Source organism: Flavobacterium sp. MK4S-17, assembly GCF_009848495.1.
Classification (GTDB): Bacteria; Bacteroidota; Bacteroidia; order Flavobacteriales; family Flavobacteriaceae; genus Flavobacterium.
In genome coordinates, this window is record NZ_WWEP01000013.1 from 41,650 (window position 1) to 67,734 (window position 26,085).

Consider the following 26,085-nt stretch of genomic DNA (forward strand, 5'->3'; position numbering starts at 1 on the left):
ATTGTAGAGCTTTTTTGAAAAAAGCTGGACATAATAGTTTGTGCCATAAGCCAGAGTACTTCGGAAGTAAATATAGTATTCATAATTTCTAAATATTAAAAAGCCACTCCTTAATTGGGTGGCTTTATTGTTAATAAAAATGTTAATAGATTTTATATATTGTTTTTATTTTTTTAATAGATTTTTGCTATATTTGATTTGAAACTTTAAATTAAGCATTATGAGAGATAGAGACTGTCCACAATGTGGTGGACAAGAAACTTTAGAAGGTAGGGCATTAAATATGGGCAGGTCTACTGTTACCTATATTTGTAAAAACCAGAATTGTCTTTACGAAGAGGAGCACCCAGTGTAAAAAGGTATATAGTTACCTTAAAATAAACTTCAAATCTTATAAAAAAGGCATTTGGGCACCTAAATGCCTTTTTATTTCTTATTGATTTCTACCTCCTTTATCTCACCTGTATCAACATCTTTCAATATAATTACAGTATTGTCGGGCATTTCCGGCCTCTCATGTACCATAATTTCACATATATCCATACCCTCATAAACAGTATTGCCCATTTTAACCACCTTGTCCCCAAGCTTTACCTTATCTTTCAGGCTTTCGTCCCAAATAATCCCTACTACTAATTCACCATCACTAACAGTGGGGCCTATGGGCCATGTTTTTTCATTTACATCTGCGGCTTTCTCACTATAAGGCTCAAAGTAAAATTTTTTATTCCTGTAATCAAGCGTTACTTTTCCATACTTTAATATACCGGTACCAATACGCGAAGCGTCGTCATTGGTGGTTTCAAGGGTAAGGTTTTTAAACGAATAATTATTAATGGAAAGCTCAGGAAGGAAAAGCCTGTAATGTTTTTGATTATCTGCCATTCCGTGCAGCCCGAAAGTATAAGTACCAAAAGCCTGCGCCTCAATTGTAAAAAGGTCTATTTTTTGGAACACCTCAAATGCCGAAAGTGAAAGATCGTAAAAGCTATCCATACCTGAATCAAAAAGGGGGTTTTCTTTTCCAGCTATCTTGCCGTTTACAGGGTACACAATTATATGCGGGTGGCTTTGTTTAGCTGTCAGTTCCATATCCTCAGCATATTTACGCTTTAGCTTTAGCTGTTTTGGATTATCGGTTAAATAAATCTTCTTCTCGTTTGAAGAAAACTGTATAACCGAATTGCGCAGCAAATTGCTGCCCAATAAACCATCAACCTGAAAACATTCAGTAATTAAAGGATTTTTTAAAACCATTGCAGAAACATCATTAAAAGTAACATCTCCCAGTTTAATACTTTTAAGTGAAATTATTTTTAGGCTGTCCTTTTTCTCGCTTTGGTCAGATACTTCAAGTTTTGTAAGCACCTCTGGGTTGAGTTCATTATAAAGTTTTTCACTTATACAAACTGAGGCACCCGTATCAACTATAAAATTGCATGGCTTTCCGTTTATTTCACATTGTACTATAATCTTACCTTTAACTTCTTTATAGGATATGGCTGTAAAATAATTCTTTTGGGTGGTTTTGCCTTTATTAAGCGTAAAAGGCTCCTGCGCATATGTGGTAAAACTACATAGCAGTAATAAAAAAAAGTAAATGTTTTTCATTAATTGGTTTTATTGGTTGGCGAATTTGTATCATAATCCATGCCAAATAAAAAAGGGCTAATGCCCTTTAAATTAAAACCTGTTATCACCGTCAAGGAGATTTCCCAGTCCGCCTAATATACTGCCTTCGCCTTTATCCTTACCGCCCCCTTGCGGTGCTGCTGCATAAATGCGGCCCGCAAGCCTGCTGAAAGGCAGTGACTGTATATATACAACCCCGGGGCCACGCAGTGTAGCATAAAACAATCCTTCACCGCCAAAAATAGTATTCCTTATCCCTCCTATAAACTGTATATCATAATCTACTGTTGAAGAAAAGCCTACAATACAGCCGGTATCAACCAACAATACTTCGCCCGGTGCCAGTTCCTTTCGTGCCAGGGTGCCGCCTGCGTGCACAAATGCCATACCATCGCCCTCCAGCTTTTGCATTATAAAACCTTCACCGCCAAAAAGGCCACGGCCAAGCTTGCGTGAAAACTCAATACCTACAGAAACACCTTTAGCTGCGCATAGAAAAGCATCTTTCTGGCAGATGAAACGACCGCCGAAATCCGTAAGGTCTATAGGCACAATTTTACCCGGATAAGGCGAAGCAAAGCTTACTTTGCGCTTACCGTGGTACTGGTTAAGAAAAACAGTCATGAACAGGCTTTCCCCCGTAAGGAGGCGCTTACCCGCTGAAAACAGTTTTCCCATAAAACCTTCATTCTGGTTAGAGCCATCACCAAAAATGGTTTGCATCTGTATGCCCGTATCCATCATCATAAAGCTGCCTGCCTCTGCCACAACTGCCTCCTGCGGATCAAGCTCTATCTCTACATATTGCATTTCTTCACCATAAATATGGTAGTCTATTTCGTGTGCTGTCATACTATAATTGCTTTGATTGATTACTAATTTTTGAATAAGGTGAAAATAATCAATTTTTGTTACAAGCCTGTAAAAAAACAGGAGGCAAATGCCTCCTGCTACTTATTTTATTTTCTCGTTATATTCCTTTACGAGCCTGAGTGTTGACTCATCTGATGCAAATACTGTATTTAGCCCCTGCGGTTCCTGTGGCGGGTCGGTTGTAAAATCATCGCCTTTTTTCCATTTACCATCCTTCGGATTATTTTTGCCAATACCGCCAAAACCCCAAAAGTTAACACCGGAAAATGGTTCTTTGTTATCAACGCTTCTCTCCAGCCTTTTAAAAACTGCCTCATAAAACTTGTCCCTGTTAGCTACAGAGGATTCCCTGTCCAGGCTTTCGCCTTCCCTGGGCAGGCCAAATTCCTCCAGCACAATAGGCTTTTCAAATTTACCCGCCACATCAATATGCATGTTGATATAACTCATAGCCTTATCAATTGAAGGCTGTAATGTTTCCGATGCTTTTGTATGGTCATACCAGCCCCAGTTTTTTGGCCATATATGCATGGTAAGATAGTCTATCTTAGGATTGTTATGGGTACGGTCAAATATCATAAGATCATCTGCACTGCCCGCCATACCCTCACTACCTGTAGATATAAGGTGATAACTGTCTAAACTGTCAATCAGGTCAACAACACTTGTAAGCCATTTTGTAAACTGTTCTTCATTATCAGCAGTAAACACGCGTGGCTCATTGGCAATCTGCCATGCCATAATGGTATTATCCTCAGTATATTTCTTTTGATTATAATTATTGGTGCGACCAAGTATAAATTTAATGTGATTATTAAATGCTTCAATACACGGTTGGCAGCTATGAAACTGTTTAGTATATTCCATAAACTGGGGCCAGGTATTAGGCGGTATGTTTGGGTTAGGTAATTTACCATAACCATTCCATTCAAGATATTGCGCCATACCCCCGCTCCATTCCCAGTTATTGGTAAGGTATAAAACGGCATGCATATCCCTTTTGCGCATTTCATTAAGCAGGTAATCAAGCCCGTCCAAAAGGTTATCGTCATACTCTCCCTGTTTTGGCTGTAAAGCAGGCGTAACCGTAAAATCCTGCAATCCTGATTCCGCTCCTACCATTATACGCAGGTTATCTATACCGCTTGTCTTCATAATATCAAGTTCTTCCTCAAGGCGGTCTCGGTCGCCACCTTGTTTTGCACCCAGCATTGCACCATACCAATAGTTAGTGCCAATATAATTATAAGGCTTGTCGCCCTTATAAAACTGTGTCCCCTTTACGGTTATCCTTTCCGGTTCCTTTTCCTCATTAGCACAGGAAAATGCAACAGAAGCAGCAAACAAGTATAATAGTGGTTTAAACTTTAACTTCATGATTTATTATTTTTATGGTGTAATGGTGTACATATAGGGTATGTTGTTTTGCAGCACCGCTTTAGGTTTTTTGGTGAAATCAATAAAATCCTGTGTATTGGGCTGCCCGGCCGGCGGTACATAATAAGCCGCCTGGCTGTTAGCCCAAAACATTACATAGGCAACTTCTACAGAATTATTGCTTAATGCATTATACATATGGTTTGAAAAGAAACCATTTACCGGTGCTTCTGTTGCGTTAACCTGCAATCCGGTTTCTGTCATTGCCGCAATTTTCACTTTTTGCTTAGCTATTGAGGCCACCATCTTTAATTTACTGTTAGCTGTTGCAGTACCTGATACACTTGGCTGGCTAAAATCACCATAGTTATCCATACCTAAAACATCTACATAATCATCTCCCGGATAACGGCTTAAATATTGCGATTCCTGTGTGTATGAATTATCAGGTGAAAAAGCATAAAGCACATTATGCACCTGCCTGGTATCCTTAAGATAATTTACCGTAAACTGCCAAAGTTCTTTATACTGCGCGGGAGTGCAGTAGTTGCTGCCCCACCAAAACCAATTACCGTCAAATTCATGAAACGGTCTGAAAATAACCGGTATTAATTTACCATCGCTGCCTTTAAGGTTATTTAATATGCCCGCTATTTTATCCAGCTTTTCTTTATAATAATTATGGTTTTCTCCTCCCGGCAAAAGGCTTATAAAAGCGTTTTGCTTCTGTTGTTCAGTCATATCGGCAGTATAAAAGCTTTCACCTTCATAGGGTTCACGGAAATGCCAGCAAAAAGTATTTACCATACCTTTATCATAAGCCTCTTTAGCATCTGCAGTTATTAAAAGCTCCTGCTGGTAAAACCAGTTAGTAGGCTCGCCTGTATTCTTATCATCTGTAATAAACATAAAGTCTGAACCCAAAAGTGCAGGATCATTACCTGTGGCCTTTTTTATATCAGAATCACCCGAAGCATTATTGTAAAAACCATTAAAGGCATCCTGCTGCCCCACAAGGAACTTAGTTTTTTGTAGTTGATACAGATTATAAAACAGTGCCACCGTTTCATTGGTAGCGTTGGCATCTGCCATATAACTGCGTACATTTTCAGGCGTTAAAATATCAGTAATTACAGGGCCGTCATCATCTGTAGTTTTTTTTCCGCTGTCACTATCTGAAGAACAGGAATAAACACCTGACAATAATCCGAATAACATTACTATTTTTTTCATATGCTCATATTTATAGTATCGGGTAACCTGTTTATCAGCTCTATACAGGCACGTGAATTGTGGTAAGGGCACTTCCAGAAACCTGCCTTGTCCTTTTCAATCGGCGAATAATCGGCATTTACACCCCAAATCCATTCTCCATTTTTTTTATCAAGTATATATTTCTGTATAAATTTCCAGTTTTTTTGTGCCTTCAGCAGGTAGTTTTCATTGCCCGTTAGCTGCCAGGCATTAACAAGCCCTATAAGCAGTTCCGACTGTGGCCACCAATGCTTTTCGGCTATCATTGAATTGGTATGCAGGTCAAGCTCATACCATAACCCTCCATCTGTATCAAATCCTTCAAGTGCTCCGCTTGTAAGTACCAAAGCATGCTTTTTATATACCTCAATTAAATGGGTATCATCAATGGCCTGGGCACACCATAACAGCAGCCATGCGGCTTCTATATCATGCCCATAGGAAATAACATCTTTCTTTTCTACCCAGTCCTCACTAAAAAATAACCTTAAATGACCCGACTCGCTATCTATAAAATACCTGTCAATTACATCCAGCAAATCGGCAATTGCTATTTTAAGGGAATCATCAGGCCATACCTTATATAAATTTGCATAGGCTTCTACAATATGCAAATGTGTATTCATGGTCTTTTTTTCATTGACATCCTTTTCGCTGAGCCGCAGGTCATCAATTGGCTGCCAATCTTGTGTAAAGGCTTCGAAATAACCCTTATTTACAGTATCATAACTATACTTCTCTATAGTATTGTATAATTGTACTGCAAGCTGTAAAACCTCGTCGTTATCATTTATTTTATAAAGTTCAGAAAGGCCGTATATAACAAAGGCAATGGCATACACCTGGTTTTTGGTATCTTTCGGCTTACCTTGATAATCAAGGCTCCAGTAAATACCCCCATGCTCACTGTCATAAAAATTATCCCTGATATAAGCATAAGCCCTTTCAGCCAGTTCAAGATGCCTTTTATCTTGTGTAATAGGGTATGCAGCCGAAAATGCCCACAGAATGCGGGCATTTAAAACAGCACCTTTATCGGCTGTATAATCTTTAATTTCTTTATAATTTATTGTACCGATAAAGCCCCCAAATTGCTCATCTACCGTATTATTTTCCCAATAATCCAAAATAGAAAGCAACTCTTTATGCATATCAGGTTTTAAATCCATTATAAAAACTTTTTATTGTTTTCCACCTGTTTTATAATTGTCTGCACCGAGCCTGCCGATGTAAATGTATCTTGAGGTGTATTGATAACATAGTCAACCAGTTTATCTATAGTAGAAACCGCTACATGCATCCGAGTATCCGAAGAGGCATAGTAAATATAAACCGTACCGTCGTCATCTGCTATCCAGCCGTTGCCAAACACCACATTGGAAACATCGCCCACACGCTCCTCATTTTCAGGAGCTATAAAGTAGCCTGCAGGCTGGTGGGTAACTTTAGAAATATCTTTAAGGTCGGTCATGAACAGGTAAATAGTGTAACGCAGCCCGGCAGCAGTGTTGCGCACACCGTGAGCCTGGTGCAGCCATCCTTTAGAGGTTTTAATTGGTGCAGGCCCCAAACCATTCTTTAACTCATAAACCGTATGGTAAACTTTTTTAAGTATTATTTTTTCTTCCTCTACCACAGGGTTAGCCATATCATTAATATAACCCAACCCGATACCGCCACCGCTGCCTACATCAATAAAGCCATCCTGCGGGCGGGTGTACATAGCATACCTGCCATTTATAAATTCCGGGTGCAATACCACATTACGCTGCTGTCCTGTATTGGAAATCAAGTCAGGAAGCCTTTCCCAGTTAATTAAATCCTTAGTCCTTACAATACCGGCATTGGCAATAGCAGCACTGGTATCGCCTGCAGGTGCATCGGGGTCTTTCCTTTCGGTACAAAAAACACCATATATCCAGCCATCTTCGTGCTGGGTAAGCCTCATATCATATACATTGGTATCCGGGTTATCCAGTTGCGGAATTACGCATGGTTTTTCCCAAAACTCAAAATTATCTATACCGTTAGGGCTTTCGGCTATAGCGAAAAAAGACTTCCTGTCTGCACCCTCAACACGCACGCACATAACATATTTATCTCCCCATTTCATGGCCCCGGCATTAAAAGCCGCATTTATGCCTATACGCTCCATACCATAAGGGTTGGTAGCGGCATTCAGGTCATAACGCCATTCAACAGGTGCATGAGCGGCCGTTATTACCGGGTTTTTATATCGGGTAAATATACCGTTGGTTTGTGCTGCAGGTTCATTCTTCTTCTCTATCAACTCCCTGTGCCTTTTAACCAAAGTTTCATAATTTGGTATCCTTACAAGGTTTTGCGCTGTTATTTCGCTGCCCATCTTCAATTATGTATTAAATTCAGTTTTTAAAAATCAGTAAGCCTGTTCCACCAGGTTTTTTTCATTATTATAAATATTACCGCAAGTAGCGCCGCCACAATGGCAAATCCTGTCCATTTGGAAAGTATAAAATACATGGGTAATAGTGTAAGCAATATCTGCCCTGTTATTCCCATTCCCACATTGGCCATATTAATACCGAAGTTCCTGTTTTTTTGAAGCGTTGGGTCTTCAGCAAGCGCAGCCTCATGTATTGGTTTCCAAAAGCCCCAGGGCCTTACGGTTTTATAAAAATTGATAAGTGTTTCCTTATTGGTTGGCGGTGCCGCATAAGAGCCTATTATACAGGCTGTGAGTTGTATTATTATAAATACGGGAAAATAGTAAAGCATACGTGTACCGTCAAAATAATCAGTTACACCGCTAACTGATAGCGCAGGCGGTATGGCACTGGCAATAATTCCTGCCAGCATGCCCCAAAAAAAGCCGTTGGCATTAAAGCGCCACCAATACCATTTCAGTACATTGGCACATACAAAGCCCCCATATAACCCTGCTGTTATAATATTAAATATCATATTAACATCCCTAATAAGCAGGCCAAGCCCCACACCCAGTATAACCATTAAAGTACCGGAAAGATAACTCATGGTAATAATCTGTTTCCTTTCGGCATCCGGCTTAAAATATTTAAGGTAAATATCATTTACAAGATATGCCTGCCCTGCATTTAGCGTACCCGAAAAATTACTCATAAACGCCCCAAGGAATCCTGCCAGTACAAGCCCAACCAAGCCTACAGGGAGGTATTTATTAATTACGGCAGGCATAATACTCTCAAAGTTTACACCGTCGGCAGTACGGCTCAGGGCAAGGTCGTTAAAATACAGCACCCCAAGTATGCAAAGCCCCATAGTCATAAAATAGCGGATAGGAAGCAATATTATAGAGATAAAACCACTCATCTTGCTTGCTTCTTCGGGCGAACGTGTACTTAATATCTTTTGGCAGTCATAATTTGGTGCAGGCCCGGCAAGGCTTTTCAGTACACCTGAAAAGAACATCATACCCACTACTGCCGAAAATAACTTATAGCCATCCTTTTCCAGTTTAACCTGCGCATCTGAAAGTATGTTTTGCCAATCGAGCCCCAGCTCCATTCCGAACAGCGGGTTGTCCCACCCCAAAGGCATTTTTTCGGCAAACACGATACCAGAGTCGGCAAGGTGTATCATAGCAATAGTACCCACAAAAATGGAACAAATAATCATTATCATATATTTAATGAAATCGGCAAGCACAATACCGTGCATACCGCCCACAATACTGTAAAACGTAGCTATAAGGCAAATGGCAACGCCATATACCTGTGCCGTTAAATGCTTTGCTTCATATAAGGCTGTGGTATATTCTGTTGAACCAACTGCATATTGTTCCAGGTTGCTGTCCAGGAATGGTATTACATCTTTTACTGTTTCATAAGGAATAAATATTTCCAGGAACTCACCTACTCCCACAAATGCATAGGCCATATACCCTATACACAGCATAAGCGCAAAAACCACAACTATGGCATGACTGCTGCTTACACCTTTATCTTTTAGCCCAAAACGCGTGCCCAGCCACTCTGCCCCGGTGGTGGCATTACTGCGCCTTAACCACTTACTAAGGAAAACCATAAGGAATACCTGGTTGAAAACAGGCCACATCCACGGAATCCATACGCTTTTAAAACCGTATAAAAAAGCCATACTTACCAAGAGCATGGTACCGCTTATATCAAACATATCGCTGGCGTCGCTAAGCCCCAGCATATACCATGGTAGTTTTTTGCCTCCCATAAGGTAACTGTCTTTACTGCGCTTGGCACGGTTTTTCATAATGATGCCAATTACCACCATCATTATAAAATAAAGTGCAATTATTGTAAGGTCTATAGCTGTTAATCTCATATCCTGATTGCCGCTTGCGGCTTATTTGTATAAATTAAATTTTGTAACATCCTGCTGGAAAAGTGTTTTATTATTTTTGTAAAATTCAATAAAATCCTTTTCATACTGATGTCCTTTGTAAGGCGCATAATAGTGCATTCGTGGCGGTTTCATCCATTCATTCCAGCCGTGGTTCCTCCAAACAAGAACATAAGATATTTCATGGTTCCCTATGCTGTTCATAAGGGTTTCAGTCCACCATTTTTCATACGGAACCTGTTCATAGCCACACTCGGCAATAGCACTTAGCTTACTGCGCTCCTGCGCAACCTCATCTATTATGCCCACAAGCCTTTTTGTGTCATTAATAAACTTATCCTGTTTTTCTCCACCGCCTGACTGGTAAATATCAAAGCTCACCATATCCACCATATTATCTCCGGGATAATACGCAAGGAAATCTTCTTTAGTATTTACATTAGCGTCAGAGGTATTATATACATATATAAGGTTATGAACGCCTTTTTCCTGAAAATAATTAACGGTAAATTTCCATAAGTTAATAAAGTCTTCCTTGCTGGTAGTATTTTTACACCACCAGAACCAATTGCCGGTAAACTCATGATAAGGCCTGTATAGTATAGGTACCGGCTTGCCATCACTTCCCTTTAAAGAAAGCAGGAAAGCCGCAGCACTATCCAGCCAGCGTTTATATTTTTCGTGTTGTTCGCCTCCGGGAAGTATCGAAGCTACTGTTCCCGGTGTGTTATCCCAAGAGTCTCCTCCCGTCATAGGGTTATTAATATGCCAGCTGATAGTATTTACTCCCCCCCTGTCATAAACCTGTTTAATATATTCGCGCATCTTGTCAAAAGGCACACCGTCCAGGTTTTTATCGGCATTATTTTCAATCCTCCCTATATCCCAGCCATAAACCGCAGGGTAATCTCCGGTTACATCTTTTATATCGCTCCTTCCCTCCTCATATTTCCATTCCACGCCATAAGCAAGGTCGTCCTGATGCCCGAACATAAAGCCTTTATCCTTTATATTGAATAAGTTGGCATATAGTTTTTTTGTTTCTTCAGTAGCTTGTTTGTCTATTGGCAACACCTTATTTGTACCTTCATTATTCCCTTTGCATGAAATAATAAGTACAGCAATTAAAATGGATAAACTTCTTTTCATGGAATTGTATCTGCTTCAATAAGAATTTAATAAACTTATAAAATTCTTAATTTGACCTCTAGTTATTTTGCAAGAATGTAATTATTACACATTCTTTTTTTAATAATGTCAAAGATAATTTTACTCTTAAATTTAAGTTAATATTATTTTATCAATATTATATCATATAATTGCAAACAAATTTTAAAAAATGGACAGCCAAAAGTTTCACAGGGAAATGCCCCCTTTAAAAAAGGATGACAGTTTCATGGTTTTTGACAGGGTTAAGGACAGTTTTGATTTCCCTATACATTACCATCCTGAATATGAAATAAACTTTATACTAAACGGTAAAGGCGTAAAAAGGATTATTGGCGACCATATTGAAGAAATAGACGATGTAGAGCTGGTACTGGTAGGGCCTAACCTTTACCACGGATGGGAACTTAATAAATGCACTGAAAAGAAAATACATGAAATAACAATACAATTCCATAATGATTTGTTTTCTGACTCATTATTATCCAGAAGGATTATGGGGCCTATAAAGGAAATGTTCAACAGGTCGAACCACGGGATATTATTTTCAAAAAAAACCGGGGAGGAACTTGCCGACAGGCTTGTAAGGATATCCAAGCTGGACGGCATGGATTATTTTCTTGAGGTTATTTCCATCCTGCATGATATGGCAAACTCCCGCAACCAACGCCTATTATCTACCTACACTGTGGATTATGATACATTTGAAGATGATGATAAAATGAAGCTGGTGTATGAGTATATCCAAAAAAATTTCTCAAATAAAATTACCCTTGATGAAGTTTCGGATATTGCTAGCATGAGCCCGGTATCATTTAACCGTTTTATAAAAAAACGCACAGGGAAAACATTTGTAAACTACCTTAATGATATACGTGTAGGATATGCTGCACGCTGGCTGACCGAAAAAGATTTGAGTATTTCAGAAATTGCATTTAAATCAGGCTTTAATAATATTGCAAATTTTAACCGGATATTTAAAAGTGTAAAAAATACCACTCCCAGCCTGTACAGGGAAGAATTTTATGGATTGAAACGGTTTTTATAATAACTTTTTGCAAAAAAAATATTACTGTTACAGTAGTTGAAAAACATCAGTTAGTTACTAAAAAATACTGATATTCAAATAATTAACATCCTTAATATATAACACCCTGCATCAAAAAAACTATTTCACGCAAACGTTAGAGAAAATATTATCATTAAATGATAAAATAATATTAACAAACGCTTAACATCTCCCATAAATTTGTTTTTATCAATAAAAGAACCCTAAAATTATTGATAGCTAATTTTTTTAAATTAAATATTATTTAAACCGTAACTAATCTAACACAAATAAATTATGGGGATTACACTACATTTTACAAAATGGCTAACGCGGAACAATACCCTGTTCTACCTGCTGTTGTTTTGTTGCTTTGGTTCGCTCAGTGCTCAAAACACGGTAACCGGTGTTATATCGGATAATACCGGAATGACAATTCCCGGGGCTAACGTTACCATAAAAGGCACAACTAATTCTGTGTCAACAAATATTGACGGGCAGTATTCCGTTACCGTGCAGGAAGATGCCGTGCTGGTTTTCAGCTTTATTGGCTACGAAAGCCAGGAAATTGCCGTAAAAGGCAGGTCGGTAATTAATGTTACACTTGCCGAAGGCGCAAAGCTTCTTGACGAAGTTGTTGTTATTGGTTATGGTACACAGCGCAGGCAGGATATTAACGGATCGGTTTCCAGTGTAAAGTCTGAAGATATTGAAGACCTTCCACAGGTAAGTGTTGACCAGATGTTACAGGGAAAAGCTGCAGGTGTAACCGTAACAAATAACTCCGGGCAGCCAGGCAGCTCTACCTCCATACGCGTTAGGGGTGTAACCTCAATATCAGGCACCAACGAACCACTTTACATAATTGACGGTGTGCCGATTTCCGGAGATGCCACAAACCAGGCTACCAGCGGCAGGCCTATTGCAGGTTCTGAATTCAGTACACAGGGCAATAATGCAGTAAGCCCACTTTCTATGATTAACCCTAATGATATAGAATCTATAGACATACTTAAAGATGCTTCTGCAACTGCAATATATGGTTCAAGGGGAGCAAACGGTGTCGTTATTATTACTACCAAGTCTGGAAAAAAAGGTACAGGCAAAATAAGCTATGAAACTTTTATTTCATTCCAGCAGCAGGCTAAATTGCTTGATGCAATGAATCTTCGCCAGTATGCGCGCCAGCAAAATGAACTGGCCGGGCTTTACGGGCAAACACCAAGGGTTGAATTTAGCCACCCGGAACTTTTAGGTAAAGGTACCGACTGGCAAAAAGAAATATTCCAGACAGGTATCCTGAAAAACCATCAACTTGCTTTTTCAGGCGGGAAAGAAAATATCAGCTACTACATTTCAGGAAGCTATACCGACCAGGAGGGTACTGTAATAGGTTCCGGATTTAAAAGATATACATTCAGGACAAACCTTGATGCTAAGGTTAAGGACTGGGTAAAAGTAGGAGGCTTTATTACGGGTGCAGTAACCAATGAGGATATTACTTTAAACTCTGCGCAAAATGGTATTGTAAGCACTTCAATATTGCAGGCCCCTGATATGGCTGTACGCAACCTTGACGGCAGTTATGCAGGTTCTCAACAAAATGACCAGAATATAGGCTATATAAATCCTGTGGCTTTGGCGTTAACTAAACAAAACCAGCTTATACGCAAAAACTTTTTAGGTAATGTTTATGCAGAGTTCAACCTTATTAAGGGCCTTACTTACAGGTTTGAATTGGGTGCTAATACAGAGTTTAGTGAAAATAATGAATTTTTGCCTACCTATCAATGGGGTGAATTTGGAAATGAATTTGCAGATTTAAATAAAAGGAGGCAAAACTGGTATTCCTGGAATATTAAAAACCTTTTAACATACAGGAATACCTTTGGAAATCACAACATTACCATACTTGCAGGGCAGGAAGCCAATGAATCGGTTTGGGACGGTATGTTTGCTTATGCAACGGGCTTTTTAAGTAACGATATACGTACTATAAGTGTAGCGGATGCACAACAGAGTACTGTAAATGACTATAAGGGAAGTCAGGCTTTATCATCATATTTTGGACGGGTAATTTACAGTTTTAACGATAAGTACAGTGTAACTGCTTCTATAAGGGCCGATGGCTCATCTAAATTTGACCCTGTAGCCAACGATGGAAAAAACCAGTGGGGGTATTTCCCAGCTATTTCCGGTTCTTGGAATTTATCCAACGAGCCTTTTATGGAAGCTACACGTAAATATGTTGATAATATCAGGATAAAAGCAGGTTACGGAGAAGTAGGCAACCAGCAAATCCCTAACAACAGGTACTCTTCCAACCTGGCATTTTTCGGTACAGGGCTGGGTACAGGCCCTTTGGTTTCAAACCTCGCTAATCCTGACCTGAGATGGGAAACATCAAAACAAACCAATTTAGGGCTTGACTTTACCGTTTTAAACGGCAGGCTTGGTGCAACAGTAGAAGTTTACAGAAAAATATCTGATGGATTTATTATACAGCTTCCTTTGGCTGATTACCTTACAGGCGGGCCAAACTGGGAGGGTGGTATAGATGCTCCTTATGTTAACCTTGGGGAGGTAAGCAATAAGGGTATTGATATTACTTTAAATTATAACACCAACCCTTCAAACGATTTTTCATGGAACTCTACACTTGTATTCTCAAAATATAAAAATGAAGTAACCGCATTAAACAGCCAGGCTGTTATACAAAGGACTGTGTACACTAATGATTATACTACAGTACCGGCAACTAATACAGTTGTAGGCCAGCCTATAGGCATGTTTTACGGCTATCAGTCCAGTGGATTGTACAGGGAAGCCGATGATTTAGTGGGTGCTCCGCTTATTGATACTTATAGTGGCGACCCTGTAGCTTCTGAACTGGGTGATGTTAAATATGTAGACCAAAATGGGGATGGGCTTATAAATGAGGAAGATATGACATTTATCGGTAATCCGCACCCTGACTTTACTTACGGTTTTACCAACACTTTCAGGTATAAAGGTATAGACCTTTCAATATTTGTACAAGGCTCTTATGGAAACGACATACTAAACCTTACCAGGAGGTCGGGCACCTTAAACGCAATGTTATATACAAACCAGCTAGCCGAAGCATCGGATTACTGGACACCAACCAATACCAATGCCAGCCTGCCCAGGCCGGTTAACAATTTAGGGCATAGTAACCTTCTTATATCAAACAGGTATGTAGAAGACGGTTCTTACCTAAGGATACAAAATGTAACATTGGGATATTCTTTACCTACCGACCTTATTTCAAAATTTAAATTAACCAAGCTGAGAATATACGGCGGTGTGCAAAACCTTTACACATTTACCAAATACAAAGGTTATGATCCTGAAGTGGGCTCATACAATCAGGATGCATTGCTTTTAGGTGTAGATAATGGCCGTTACCCTACCCCAAGGACAATTACCATGGGATTAAATGTTGAATTCTAATAAAAAAACTATGAAAAGATATATAAGAAATGTAAAATTCCTGTTTTTAGCTTTTGCTGCAGCTGCATTTATTTCCTGTAGCGATGAGTTTTTAAACAGGCCTGGTGAAGACAATATTTCACTGGATAATTATTACAGCTCAAATGAGCAGGTTGAGGCAAGTACTAATGGACTGTATAGCAGGACATGGTTTAACTTTCACAACAAAGCCTTTTTTGCCATTGGCGAAATCGGTTCGGGTAATGGTTTTACTTATTCAAGTGATGTTAACTCGTTACGCACACTTGTTATTTCCAGTACCGACCTTGAAATGGTAAACGCATGGAAATCGCTTTGGGCTACCGTAGCACAGTGTAATGCTATCATCAATTTCCTGCCGGAAAGGGTTGACCCATCTGTCAGCCAGGCCTATGTAGATAAGGCTTTGGGTGAGGCCCATTTTATGAGGGGGCTTGCTTACTTTTACATTGTAAGGCTGTGGGGGCCTGTGCCGATTATACAAAATAACCTTGACCATGTGTCAAGCCCTCAGATACCTACAAACACCGAAGAGGACATTTACACTTTTATAGAAATGAACTTTGAGGATGCCATTAACCTTTTACCGGAAAAAATAAGAAGTTCAAACTATTCTGATAACGGAAGGGTATCGAAAGGCTCTGCTAAAGCCATGCTTGCAAAAGTTTATCTTTACCAGCAGGAATACGCCCTAGCAAGAAGTATGGCCGAAGAAGTTATAAACAGTGGCGAATTTAAATTATACGGCGGCCCTGAATTACCTACCAAATCTTATGGCGACCTTTTCCTTACCTCAAATAACAATAATGAGGAATCTATTGCAGCAATGCAGTGGAAAGTTACAGGTACATATGGTACTGCCAGCAACTGCAACACGCAGTTTGCCTATTCTCCCTACATAAACATGGCTACCTACGGTGGTGTTTTTGCTCCTTCGCAAGACCTGATAGGTGCTTTTGAAACAGGGGACTTAAGGAGAAAAGAAACAATTATGCTTCCGGGAGATGTATATCCTAACATCACAACTGCAGATGGGCCGGGGCTTGTGGTGCCGGATGATATTGACCCTCAAAATGCAGGTGCCGGGATTAAAAAATATGTAGTTGGCAAAGTGAGTGATATAGCAGGGCCTACAGATAACTGGGGCATGATGGAAAACAACACCTACTTTATGCGCTATGCAGAATTATTACTGATACACGCAGAATCTATACTTGGTAATGCAGGAAGCACATCTGATGCTGCTGCACTAAATTCTTACAATATGGTGCGCAACCGTGCCGGGCTTCCTTCAGTAGCATCATTCACCTTTGAGGACCTGCTGCATGAACGAAGGGTTGAACTTGCATTTGAAGGTGACTACTGGTATGACTTGGGCAGGATTCCACTATCAATGGCAGTAAATATCATTTCGGCACAAAACAGGGGCGATGAGGAAAACGCACAGTATGTAACACCGCCTTCGGGAGATTTCTTTAAGCTGCCGTATCCTGCAACCGAAGTGAGTAAAAACCCATTGCTTACACAGCCACCTGTGCCTTATAATTTTAACTAATTAAAAAATTGTACTGATATGAAAATTTTAAAACTAAAACACATATGGGGTATGGTTGCCATAATGGCAATAACCATGTTTGCCTCATGCAGTGATGATGACGGCAGTTCAAAAAGCACATCAGCGCCCGTTATTGAAAGCGTGGCTCCGGCTGAGGATGAAGACCTTGTGCCTGTTGAAGTAGGCTTTGCTAATAATATGTATGTAATAAGGGGGCGTGGATTCAGCACACTTCAAAAAGTGTATTTTAATGAAACCGACACATATTTCAACCCTACTATGGTAACGGAAACTACCATTTTTGTTACCATTGATGAAGATACTCCTTATGCAGACAGCACCAATGAACTAAAGATTGTTACACAATATGGTACAGCAGTTGTTCCGTTTGTTGTTGCACCACCTGCCCCGCAGCTTCAAAGCTTCCAGCCGGTAAATGCAAACGCGGGCGAACAGATAACACTTTACGGTAAATTCTTTTTAGACCCAACGGTAACTATTGGCGGGGTTGAAGCAGAAATAGTATCAAACACGTTAACTGAAATTGTAGCTATAGTACCACCTGACTCACACAACAAGAGAGTTACGGTTACAACCATATCAGGAGAGTCAGAATGGAATACCGCTATTGGTACAGCTATTTATGATGATGCCTTTTACTCTCCCTGGACTATTGAGGAGTGGAATGAGCATGAATATATAACCAACCGTGCGCAGGCTTACCAAGGCACTACTTTTATTAAAAAAGAAATGGATGGATGGGGTAACATACAAGGCAACTGGGGATGGGATGAAAATATTTCACAATATACCGGAATCCGCTTTTCAGTACGTTCAGATGACCCTGGAAAACTTGAGCTGATTTTTAATGGTGACTGGACTGATAATGTAGCCCGCCAGTTTAACACTACTACCGAATGGAAAGAGCACCGCTTTACCTGGGCTCAGCTTGGAGGTATGCCGCAGGCTTTACAAAACATTACATTTAAAGAGTTTACAGGAGCTACTCATAACTATTATTTTGACAACATAGGCTATACAATAGACTAGCTATTTTTAATTACAAATATTCCCCGGCCATAACCGGGGAATGTTTTAAATAATCATCCTCGTATTAAAAATGAAAATTATTTCCTCCATATTCTTCCTTATAATAAGTATAACAGCCTATAGCCAGGGGAATGTTTACAAGCAACAGGCCACAAAATGGGAAGGCCTTGCCATGACTCCGCCCATGGGCTGGAACTCCTGGAACACTTTTGAAACCAAAATAGATGAAGAACTGGTAAAACAAACCGCAGATATTATGGTTTCAACAGGGATGAAGGATGCCGGCTATACCTATATAGTGCTGGACGACGGCTGGATGACAAAGGAAAGGGATGCCAATGGCAACCTTGTGCCTGACCCTGAAAAATTCCCCGGCGGTATGAAGGCTCTGGTTGATTATGTACATTCTAAAGGGCTTAAGTTCGGGCTGTATAACTGTGCCGGTACAAAAACCTGTGCCGGTTATCCCGGAACAAGGGGTTTTGAGTACCAGGATGCGCGGTTTTATGCATCTTTAGGTATCGACTTTTTAAAATATGACTGGTGTAATACTGAGGGAATAAATGCTAAAGAGGCCTATACCACAATGAGCAATGCCTTAAAAACAGCAGGAAAGCCAATACTTTTCAGCTTATGTGAGTGGGGCGACAATCAACCTTGGGAATGGGGCGAACCAGTGGGGAATATGTGGAGGATATCAGGAGATATTTATCCTTGTTTCGACTGCGAATATAAGCACCCTGAAAACTGGTCGTCATGGGGTTTCATGAAGATTATAGATATGCGCAAGGGTATTCGTAAATACTCAGGCCCTGACCATTGGAATGATTTTGATATGCTGGAAGTAGGAAATGGCATGACTTACAATGAGGACAAAGCCCATTTTTCCATGTGGTGCATGGTGGCTTCGCCCCTTATAGCAGGGAATGACTTCCGGAGCATGAGTAAAGAAACCCTTGCTATACTCACCAACAAAGAAATGATAGCCATTAACCAGGACAAATTAGGCATACAGGGATTTCGCCATAGTGATGAAAATAAACTTGAAGTATGGGCAAAACCTCTTGAAAATGGTGATTGGGTTATAACTTTTTTAAACCGCAGTGAAGAAAAAAAACAGATTGACTTCGACTGGCAAAAACATAATATAAAGGACGAAATAAATAATATTGAAACTAAATTTAATACTGTTACCTACGCTGTTAAAGATATATGGAACAAAAAGCAACTGGCGTCAACCAAAAAAGCATTTAAGGCAGCAATAGCACCTCATGAAGTTATAGTATTAAAGCTAACCAAAAACAAATAGAAATGCGCAAAAACATCCTATTGCTGGCAGCAATAATTTTAATGGCCAACATAGCTGTTGCACAGCCTGTAAAAGATTATGGGCAGCTAAGTGTAAAAGGCACACAGCTTGTTGATAAAAATGGTAACCATATTATATTACGGGGCATGAGCTTTGGCTGGCATAACTTTTGGTCCAGGTTTTATAACAAGGAAGCCGTTATGTGGCTAAAAAAGGACTGGAATGTAAATATAGTGCGTGCAGCAATGGGTGTTGATGCTGACAAAAACTGCTATATAGAAAGCCCTGAATATTCTAAACAGAAAATAAAAGCTGTTGTTGATGGTGCCATTGCTGCAGGAATTTATGTGATTATCGACTGGCACAGCCATAACATCCATTTAAAGGAAGCTAAAGAGTTTTTTAATGAAATGTCTGCTGCCTATGGCAAATACCCTAATGTAATTTATGAGGTATTTAATGAGCCTGATGATGAAAGCTGGGAGGAAGTTAAAGCCTATAGCGAAGAAGTTATAAAGGTAATACGTAAAAACGACCCGGATAATATTATATTGGTTGGCTGCCCGCACTGGGACCAGGATATTAACCTGCCCGCCGCCGACCCTATAAAAGGCTATAAAAATTTAATGTACACAGTACATTTTTATGCCGCTACACACAAGCAGGAACTGCGTGACCGCACTGATGCTGCCATTAAAAAAGGTTTACCGGTATTTATATCAGAATGTGCAGGTATGGAAGCTACAGGCGACGGACCGCTTGACCTGGCTGAATGGCAGAAATGGATTGACTGGATGGAAGCAAAAGGACTTAGCTGGATAACATGGTCTATAGCAGATAAGGATGAAACCTGCAGTGTATTAAAAAAGCAGGCAGCATCTACAGGAGGATGGCAAAAAGAAGATTTAAAAGAAAGCGGAATACGCACACGTGAATATTTAAGGCAATTAAATCCTTAAAGGACGAAGGATACATATACAGTTGAGTTAGTTTTGTGATTTAGGTTAAGCCTCCTGCCCTGCAGGGGGCTTATTTATTATAAAACACAAGCTGCCCCTGAAGGCAGCTAGCACATCTATAAAAAATAATATTATTTAGTTGGAGTTAAAAGAAGGCGGGATTGTTGTTGTAAGACTTTAACAAATTAACGAGGTTCTTAGGGGTAAAAATAGCTTGGGGACTAATAAACTCCTGAAAACACTAAATCCCGCCTATCTTTTCATTTTTAGAGGGCTCTTCTTTTTACTTAATTGGAGGTTGGTTTGTTTTTATGAAGAACGTAATAGCATTATTGTGATACAAAGATGAGCAATAATCCACTACGCATATAGGTAGAAATTACCTGTTTTTAAAAAACAGGTAATTATACGCTATAAATAAATTGTGCTTTTTTAATTGATAACAGGCAGTTCATCTACACGCATAATGCCATTTTGTATGGCATATATAACAAGCCCTGCTATATTTTTAGCCCCCGTTTTGGCAAACAGGCTGTTTTTGTGCCCTTCGGCAGTGCGTTGGGTAATAAAAAGCTCCTCTCCTATTTCTTTAGCGGTTTTTTGCTGGCATATCAGTTTTAAAACCTCTATTTCACGCTCGGATAAATCAGATTCCTCGTTTAAAGATGGTTTTGGTGACTTCCCCGAAATCTGTCCCCGTATTATATCAAGCTGGTCTTCCTTAAAATAAAATCCAAATTTATTTACGGCCTGTATTACATTTACCAGCTCTGACGGCATAACCCCTTTAGGCAGGAAAGCAGAAACCCCTGTTTTAAGCATAAAGCCTGTAAACATTTTCTGATAATGGGATGATACCACAATAACTTTAATTTCAGGATACTGTGCTTTCAGCTTTTGGGTAACTTCTATACCATCCATACCCTCCATTTTCAGGTCCAGCAATAAAACCTGCGGTTTTACGGCTGCTGTTTCAAGTTTTTTAAAAAGTTCATGTCCGCTTTGCGCTGTTATAACCACATTAATATCGCTCCTGGTTTGCAGGTAATCGTGTAAAAGGCCTACAATAAGTGCATCATCATCGGTTATTGCTACCTGTATAATTTCCATAAGCTTTAAATTGAAGTTCCTGAAAAAATTGCTGTTGTTCCTTTGCCTATCCCCGATTTTATTTTGTACCGGGCATTAATGTACTGTGCCCTTAACTCCAGGTTATGCATACCAAGCCCTTGTGCCAGCTTAGCTGTATCAAAACCACGGCCATTATCTTTAACACAAAGGGTAAAACTATTTTCGGTATGCCGTAAATATACTGTAACTACTGTAGCCTGTGCATGTTTAATTATATTATTTAATAATTCCTGTACAAGGCGTACTACCTGTATTTTAACATGTGGCTCCGGGTTAGATGCAGTACGCACATCGCTATGCAATATAATCTCCATTCTTGCCCTCCACGGATCCAGCAGATTATCAATCAACTCCTCAATAGAAGTAAACTCCAGCAGCGGTGGTGTAAGGTCATGCGATATACGCCTTGCTTCGGTAATGCTTTCCTCCAGCATTTTATCAAGGTCTTCCGTTTTCCCTACCTGGTTTTTCAGGCGCACAACCGTTAATTTGCCAATAAGCCCGTCATGCAGGTCGGCCGCTATGCGTGTCCGCTCCTTCTCTTGGGCCTGGAGGCTGGTTTCCAGTAGTTTTTTTTGATGTTCAATCTGCATTTGCGCCTCACGAAGGTTGGCCTCAGAAATCCGTTTATAACCCAGATGAATAATTTTTACCACAAAAAATACCAGCGTAAAAATAAGTAGTAAAATAATTGCAATCCATAATGCTATAATTTTGGGGTCCTGCCATTTCTCCATAAAACCTCATGCTGATTTATATACCAAAAGTAAAACTTTAATTAAAATATGCATAAAAAAACAGCCTGATTAAATCAGGCTGTATTACTTATTCTCTTACTATTCTGTATTATCAAAAAAGTTAAATAAATATAAAAGATAGATATCATTAAAATATTAGCACTCCAAAAATAGAATTTAACTCCTGTCGATTCATTTATAAGAAAATTAAATGGTAAAAAAATAATAGTATTTAAGGTAAAGAATATTAATATTACCGCATTTAATTTAAAATATTTCCAATGATTATTTTTTGTTTTATTTATACTTTCAAGGAAATATGAAAATGCTAAAAGGATTATTATAAAATTATCTACAACTTTTGAATACGGCTGAAAGGATTTTACATTTGTTTCGGAAACTATATAGTTAACAATCTCATAAAATATATAACAAGCTCCAACTAAACTTAAATTCGAAAGTAATTTGCTTTTATTAATTAGCATGTATTTATAATAAAAAAAAGTAATTAATAACAGTTCAACTAAACTATAAATTAAAAGAACTATGTGATTATTACCATATAATTTTAAAACCTTACTAATTATATCTATCAGTAGCATTACCATTAGATATAGTAATATCGCTTTATGAAGTTTGTCTAATCTTTTAATATTAAACAAACCAATAAATAAACTAATCAATAATATGATAAAAGGTATTTTAACTATTAAGTTTATAAAAGTCATTTACGCACTTGTAAGGCTTAATAAGAAAAATTTATCCACTGAAGAAGCTGCCGCGCCAAAAGGAGGAACTGGTTCTGAATAATCATTATAAGATGTTATTAACTCAAAATCTTTATTCACAACAATAAGGTCGGCACTGTATGGATTATACTGCTGGCCATTAGCACGTAAGCCTAATGTTACCTGTGCATCATGCGATTCAAAATCTCCTACATGAATTTTAAAAGCCACGAATATACCATCTTCGGTCTTTACCTGTCCATGTGTCCATTCCTGGTAATGTGTCCTCCACCTTTCAATTCTTTCAGTAGCTTCCTTATCATCAATCTTTCCCGAGCCTACTGTCCAGAAAACAGAACATTCTGTTACATGTAAATTATAATCTTCCGCATGTTCAGGTGTATCAAATTCTGCCGGAATCATAAAAAATTTAAATTCACCGTAGTTTGTAAGTGCAGGATAAGCATGGAGATTTTTCTTTGATAGCGGATGAATCTCATCTATATCATAAAAAAAACAGTTTCCCTGCTCAAAGCAGGCAATTAACTTAGAGGCATCGCCACGCATGTCTTCCCAGTTTTGAAGTCCAGTAATAATTTCTTCCTTTGTCATAATCTTTACGGTTAATTGGTTAATATTTGTATTTGTTATTTAACAAATTTAACAGATTTAGCAACGTAAATTCCGACAGTGGGAATAAAAAAATATTAACATTTTAAATATTCTCAGTAATGATATGGAATTTAAACCCTTACAGCAGCTATAATGAAAAAGTCAATATTTATTGGTAAAAGCTATTGTAGTTTTAAATAAAGGTTATATATTTGCAATCGAAACATCGCGGGATAGAGCAGTAGGTAGCTCGTCGGGCTCATAACCCGAAGGTCACTGGTTCGAGTCCAGTTCCCGCTACTAAGTAAAAGCCACTTTTAGGAGTGGCTTTTTTATTTATTCCTGTTTATCTTTACCCTAAACTCATACTTATGGCTTTTTATATTGCAGTTGGGGTATTTGCGATTGTAGGCATTTATATTTTTATAAGTACAAAACGCAGGCCAGTGGGCACTTTTCCAAAAGAATGGCAACCGCTGTTGACAAAAAATGTGGCCTACTACCGAAACCTGGCACCTGGCAGGCAGGCTGCTTTCAGGAAAAGGATGATGCAATTTTTAAGCGAAGTATATATTGACGGCGTTGGCACTACAGTTACAGACCTTGACAGGATACTTATTGCAGCAAGCGCAGTTATACCCGTTTTCGGATTTAAAGAGTGGCATTATTATAACCTAAGCGGTGTATTGTTATATCCTGACCACTTTAATGAAGAACTTGAATTTGCCGATAATTTTAATGACAGGAATATTGGCGGCCTTATTGGCACAGGGCGTTTTGAAAAACAAATGGTACTGTCGCGCAAAGCACTTTATTATGGCTTTAAAAATAAAACAGACAAAAGCAATACCGGAATTCATGAGTTTGTACACCTTATAGACAAGATGGACGATATAACGGACGGAATACCCGAACACATTATGCAACAGGAATATGTTGTGCCCTGGCTCGACCTTATTCACCGGGAAATGGAAGCTATAAATGAAGATGAATCAGACATACGCAAATATGGCGCAACCAACCGCGCCGAGTTTTTTGCAGTAGCTTCTGAATATTTTTTTGAACGACCAGCATTGCTAAAAAGAAAACATCCTGAATTATATGCCATGCTTACTACTTTTTTTAAACAAAAGCCGAAAGCGGTCAAGTAACCGTACCCGGTGCTTTAATCCCATATAATTTCCTCCGAAGTGTCATGGTACACTTTACCGTTGGATTTTTCAACTTCAATTGTAAATCTGTGCGTTTTATTAACCTGCGGCCTTGCCTTTAAATACATATAATGATAAACATCTGAAGGCTGAAATTCTGATAAATACCCTTTAACATATATGTATTCGCCTGTACCTGTGCTTTTAGTGTGAGCCGTTACAGATATAAGGTCATTTAATTCAGTTCCTGCAGGATGTGCCTCATCAAAATCCTTATTACTGGTAACAGATATTCTTTGTAATGGATACTTAGCGCCGTCATACCCTTTATCACAATCAAAAGCATACGCATTATTTGCAAAGTGTTTTAACGTGAATGTATCAGCAGTATAACGCATGCCTTCGTAAGTATAGCCAAATCCCAGGCTGTCTGACAGTGCCACTATAGGGTTATGTATTTTAACCTCAATACCGGTATAATCGTAATATCGGTACTGATCACAATTAAAGCAGCTTACAAACCCCATAAGGTTAAGGGAAAAAAAAGCAATCATTATTTTCTTTTTCATCTTTTTCATTTTTTGGTATAGTACATCATTAATATTTCATAGCGTAGGATATTGTATCATATCAATATTATAAAAAATAAACACAGGTATAACAAAATGCATATCTTATAATAAAGCCTTAACTTTGCGTTTTAATTCACATTAAATTTATGGCACATAAAGCAGGCTTTGTAAATATTATAGGTAACCCAAACGTAGGGAAAAGCACACTTATGAATGCTTTCGTGGGTGAACGCCTTTCTATTATTACAAGTAAGGCACAAACAACGCGCCACCGCATACTGGGCATAGTAAATGGTGAGGATTTTCAGGTAGTGCTATCTGATACGCCGGGTATTATTAAGCCCGCTTATGAGCTGCAATCCTCCATGATGGATTTTGTAAAATCAGCTTTTGAGGATGCCGATATACTTATTTACATGGTAGAAACCGGGGAAAAGGAATTAAAGGATGAAGCCTTTTTCAATAAAATAATACATGCAAAAACACCTGTACTTTTACTGCTCAATAAAATAGATAAAAGCACCCAGGAACAGCTTGAGGAACAAGTGGATTTATGGAAGGAAAAAGTGCCCAACGCTGAAATATATCCTATTTCTGCATTAGAAAATTTTAATGTTCAAACAGTTTTTGCGCGGATTCTGGAATTACTCCCGGAGTCGCCGCCATATTACCCAAAGGATGCCTTAACGGATAAACCTGAACGTTTTTTTGTTAATGAAACCATCCGTGAAAAAATACTGCTTAACTATGATAAGGAAATTCCATATGCGGTTGAAGTTGAAACCGAGGAGTTTCTGGAAGATGAAGATATCATCCGTATAAGGGCAGTAATAATGGTAGAACGCGATACGCAGAAAGGTATTATTATAGGCCACAAAGGTGCTGCCATAAAAAAAGTAGGCATACAGGCGCGAGAAGACCTTGAAAAATTCTTCGGAAAAAAAATACATATCGAAATGTTTGTAAAGGTGAATAAAAACTGGCGCAGCAATTCCTACCAGTTACGCAAATTTGGGTACAACCAAAAGTAAAAGCCGTGGTAAAGCATTAAAAATGCATATAGCAACTGCTTTATTACTATAAACTAATGGCTATTGCCTTAT

The 26,085-nt window shown here is 38.9% G+C and carries 20 protein-coding genes and 1 tRNA gene; 9 read left to right on the top strand and 12 right to left on the bottom strand.

All coding sequences use genetic code 11. The features are described 5' to 3' along the window. Positions 1 to 426: 426 nt before the first annotated feature. From GSF09_RS06240 to GSF09_RS06275, 8 genes are all read right to left on the bottom strand, one after another. Entirely contained in the window at positions 427 to 1,611 is a 1,185-nt protein-coding gene (locus GSF09_RS06240; RefSeq protein ID WP_159800086.1) for a retropepsin-like aspartic protease, read from the bottom strand. Between the two features lie 72 nt (positions 1,612 to 1,683). Beyond that, positions 1,684 to 2,484: a TIGR00266 family protein gene (locus GSF09_RS06245; protein WP_159800087.1), complete on the bottom strand. Its 801-nt coding sequence runs from the start codon at positions 2,482 to 2,484 to the stop codon at positions 1,684 to 1,686. 102 nt (positions 2,485 to 2,586) lie between these two features. Further along, complete coding sequence (locus GSF09_RS06250) at positions 2,587 to 3,882, bottom strand: cellulase family glycosylhydrolase (protein WP_159800088.1); 1,296 nt, start codon at positions 3,880 to 3,882, stop codon at positions 2,587 to 2,589. Between the two features lie 12 nt (positions 3,883 to 3,894). Continuing rightward, on the bottom strand, positions 3,895 to 5,115 hold the full coding sequence (locus GSF09_RS06255; protein WP_159800089.1) for a glycoside hydrolase family 26 protein: 1,221 nt from the start codon (positions 5,113 to 5,115) through the stop codon (positions 3,895 to 3,897). Beyond that, positions 5,112 to 6,305, bottom strand: a complete 1,194-nt coding sequence (locus tag GSF09_RS06260; protein ID WP_159800090.1) for an AGE family epimerase/isomerase — start codon at positions 6,303 to 6,305, stop codon at positions 5,112 to 5,114. The genes GSF09_RS06255 and GSF09_RS06260 overlap by 4 nt, the downstream gene beginning before the upstream one ends. Then, positions 6,305 to 7,501, bottom strand: a complete 1,197-nt coding sequence (locus GSF09_RS06265; RefSeq protein ID WP_159800091.1) for a glycosidase — start codon at positions 7,499 to 7,501, stop codon at positions 6,305 to 6,307. Before GSF09_RS06265 ends, GSF09_RS06260 begins: the two co-directional genes overlap by 1 nt. A gap of 26 nt (positions 7,502 to 7,527) precedes the next feature. Continuing rightward, entirely contained in the window at positions 7,528 to 9,453 is a 1,926-nt protein-coding gene (locus tag GSF09_RS06270; RefSeq protein WP_159800092.1) for a sodium:solute symporter family protein, read from the bottom strand. Positions 9,454 to 9,474: 21 nt separating this feature from the next. Continuing rightward, positions 9,475 to 10,620 (bottom strand): glycoside hydrolase family 26 protein, encoded by a 1,146-nt coding sequence (locus GSF09_RS06275; protein WP_159800093.1) that lies wholly within the window; start codon positions 10,618 to 10,620, stop codon positions 9,475 to 9,477. Positions 10,621 to 10,810: 190 nt separating this feature from the next. Here GSF09_RS06275 and GSF09_RS06280 point away from each other — a divergent pair, with 190 nt between their 5' ends. From GSF09_RS06280 to GSF09_RS06305, 6 genes are all read left to right on the top strand, one after another. Next, a complete protein-coding gene (locus GSF09_RS06280) occupies positions 10,811 to 11,686 on the top strand; it encodes an AraC family transcriptional regulator (protein ID WP_159800094.1) in 876 nt (291 codons plus the stop codon). A gap of 297 nt (positions 11,687 to 11,983) precedes the next feature. Beyond that, the gene (locus tag GSF09_RS06285) at positions 11,984 to 15,160 is read left to right on the top strand and encodes a TonB-dependent receptor (protein WP_159800095.1); all 3,177 of its coding nucleotides are present in this window, start codon (positions 11,984 to 11,986) and stop codon (positions 15,158 to 15,160) included. A gap of 10 nt (positions 15,161 to 15,170) precedes the next feature. Beyond that, complete coding sequence (locus tag GSF09_RS06290; protein WP_159800096.1) at positions 15,171 to 16,733, top strand: RagB/SusD family nutrient uptake outer membrane protein; 1,563 nt, start codon at positions 15,171 to 15,173, stop codon at positions 16,731 to 16,733. Positions 16,734 to 16,751: 18 nt separating this feature from the next. Then, positions 16,752 to 17,783 carry an IPT/TIG domain-containing protein gene (locus GSF09_RS06295; RefSeq protein WP_159800097.1) on the top strand — a complete coding sequence of 344 codons (1,032 nt, stop codon included), beginning with the start codon at positions 16,752 to 16,754 and terminating at the stop codon, positions 17,781 to 17,783. 70 nt (positions 17,784 to 17,853) lie between these two features. Beyond that, entirely contained in the window at positions 17,854 to 19,092 is a 1,239-nt protein-coding gene (locus GSF09_RS06300) for a glycoside hydrolase family 27 protein (RefSeq protein ID WP_159800098.1), read from the top strand. Positions 19,093 to 19,094: 2 nt separating this feature from the next. Beyond that, entirely contained in the window at positions 19,095 to 20,051 is a 957-nt protein-coding gene (locus GSF09_RS06305; protein ID WP_159800099.1) for a glycoside hydrolase family 5 protein, read from the top strand. 432 nt (positions 20,052 to 20,483) lie between these two features. Here GSF09_RS06305 and GSF09_RS06310 read toward each other — a convergent pair whose 3' ends face one another. The 3 genes from GSF09_RS06310 to GSF09_RS06320 all read right to left on the bottom strand — a co-directional run bounded on the left by GSF09_RS06310 (position 20,484) and on the right by GSF09_RS06320 (position 23,259). Then, positions 20,484 to 21,161: a response regulator transcription factor gene (locus GSF09_RS06310; protein ID WP_159800100.1), complete on the bottom strand. Its 678-nt coding sequence runs from the start codon at positions 21,159 to 21,161 to the stop codon at positions 20,484 to 20,486. A 5-nt stretch (positions 21,162 to 21,166) separates the two neighbouring features. Beyond that, positions 21,167 to 21,919, bottom strand: a complete 753-nt coding sequence (locus tag GSF09_RS06315; protein ID WP_159800101.1) for a sensor histidine kinase — start codon at positions 21,917 to 21,919, stop codon at positions 21,167 to 21,169. Between the two features lie 728 nt (positions 21,920 to 22,647). Continuing rightward, positions 22,648 to 23,259 carry a hypothetical protein gene (locus GSF09_RS06320; RefSeq protein ID WP_159800102.1) on the bottom strand — a complete coding sequence of 204 codons (612 nt, stop codon included), beginning with the start codon at positions 23,257 to 23,259 and terminating at the stop codon, positions 22,648 to 22,650. 227 nt (positions 23,260 to 23,486) lie between these two features. Here GSF09_RS06320 and GSF09_RS06325 point away from each other — a divergent pair. After that, positions 23,487 to 23,559, top strand: a tRNA-Met gene (locus GSF09_RS06325). 71 nt (positions 23,560 to 23,630) lie between these two features. After that, complete coding sequence (locus tag GSF09_RS06330) at positions 23,631 to 24,410, top strand: zinc-dependent peptidase (RefSeq protein ID WP_159800103.1); 780 nt, start codon at positions 23,631 to 23,633, stop codon at positions 24,408 to 24,410. Between the two features lie 14 nt (positions 24,411 to 24,424). Here the strand turns inward: GSF09_RS06330 and GSF09_RS06335 are convergent, their stop codons facing one another. Beyond that, positions 24,425 to 24,979, bottom strand: a complete 555-nt coding sequence (locus GSF09_RS06335; protein ID WP_159800104.1) for a hypothetical protein — start codon at positions 24,977 to 24,979, stop codon at positions 24,425 to 24,427. A gap of 149 nt (positions 24,980 to 25,128) precedes the next feature. Here GSF09_RS06335 and era point away from each other — a divergent pair, with 149 nt between their 5' ends. Then, the gene (gene era / locus GSF09_RS06340) at positions 25,129 to 26,013 is read left to right on the top strand and encodes a GTPase Era (RefSeq protein ID WP_159800105.1); all 885 of its coding nucleotides are present in this window, start codon (positions 25,129 to 25,131) and stop codon (positions 26,011 to 26,013) included. Positions 26,014 to 26,085: the final 72 nt, after the last annotated feature.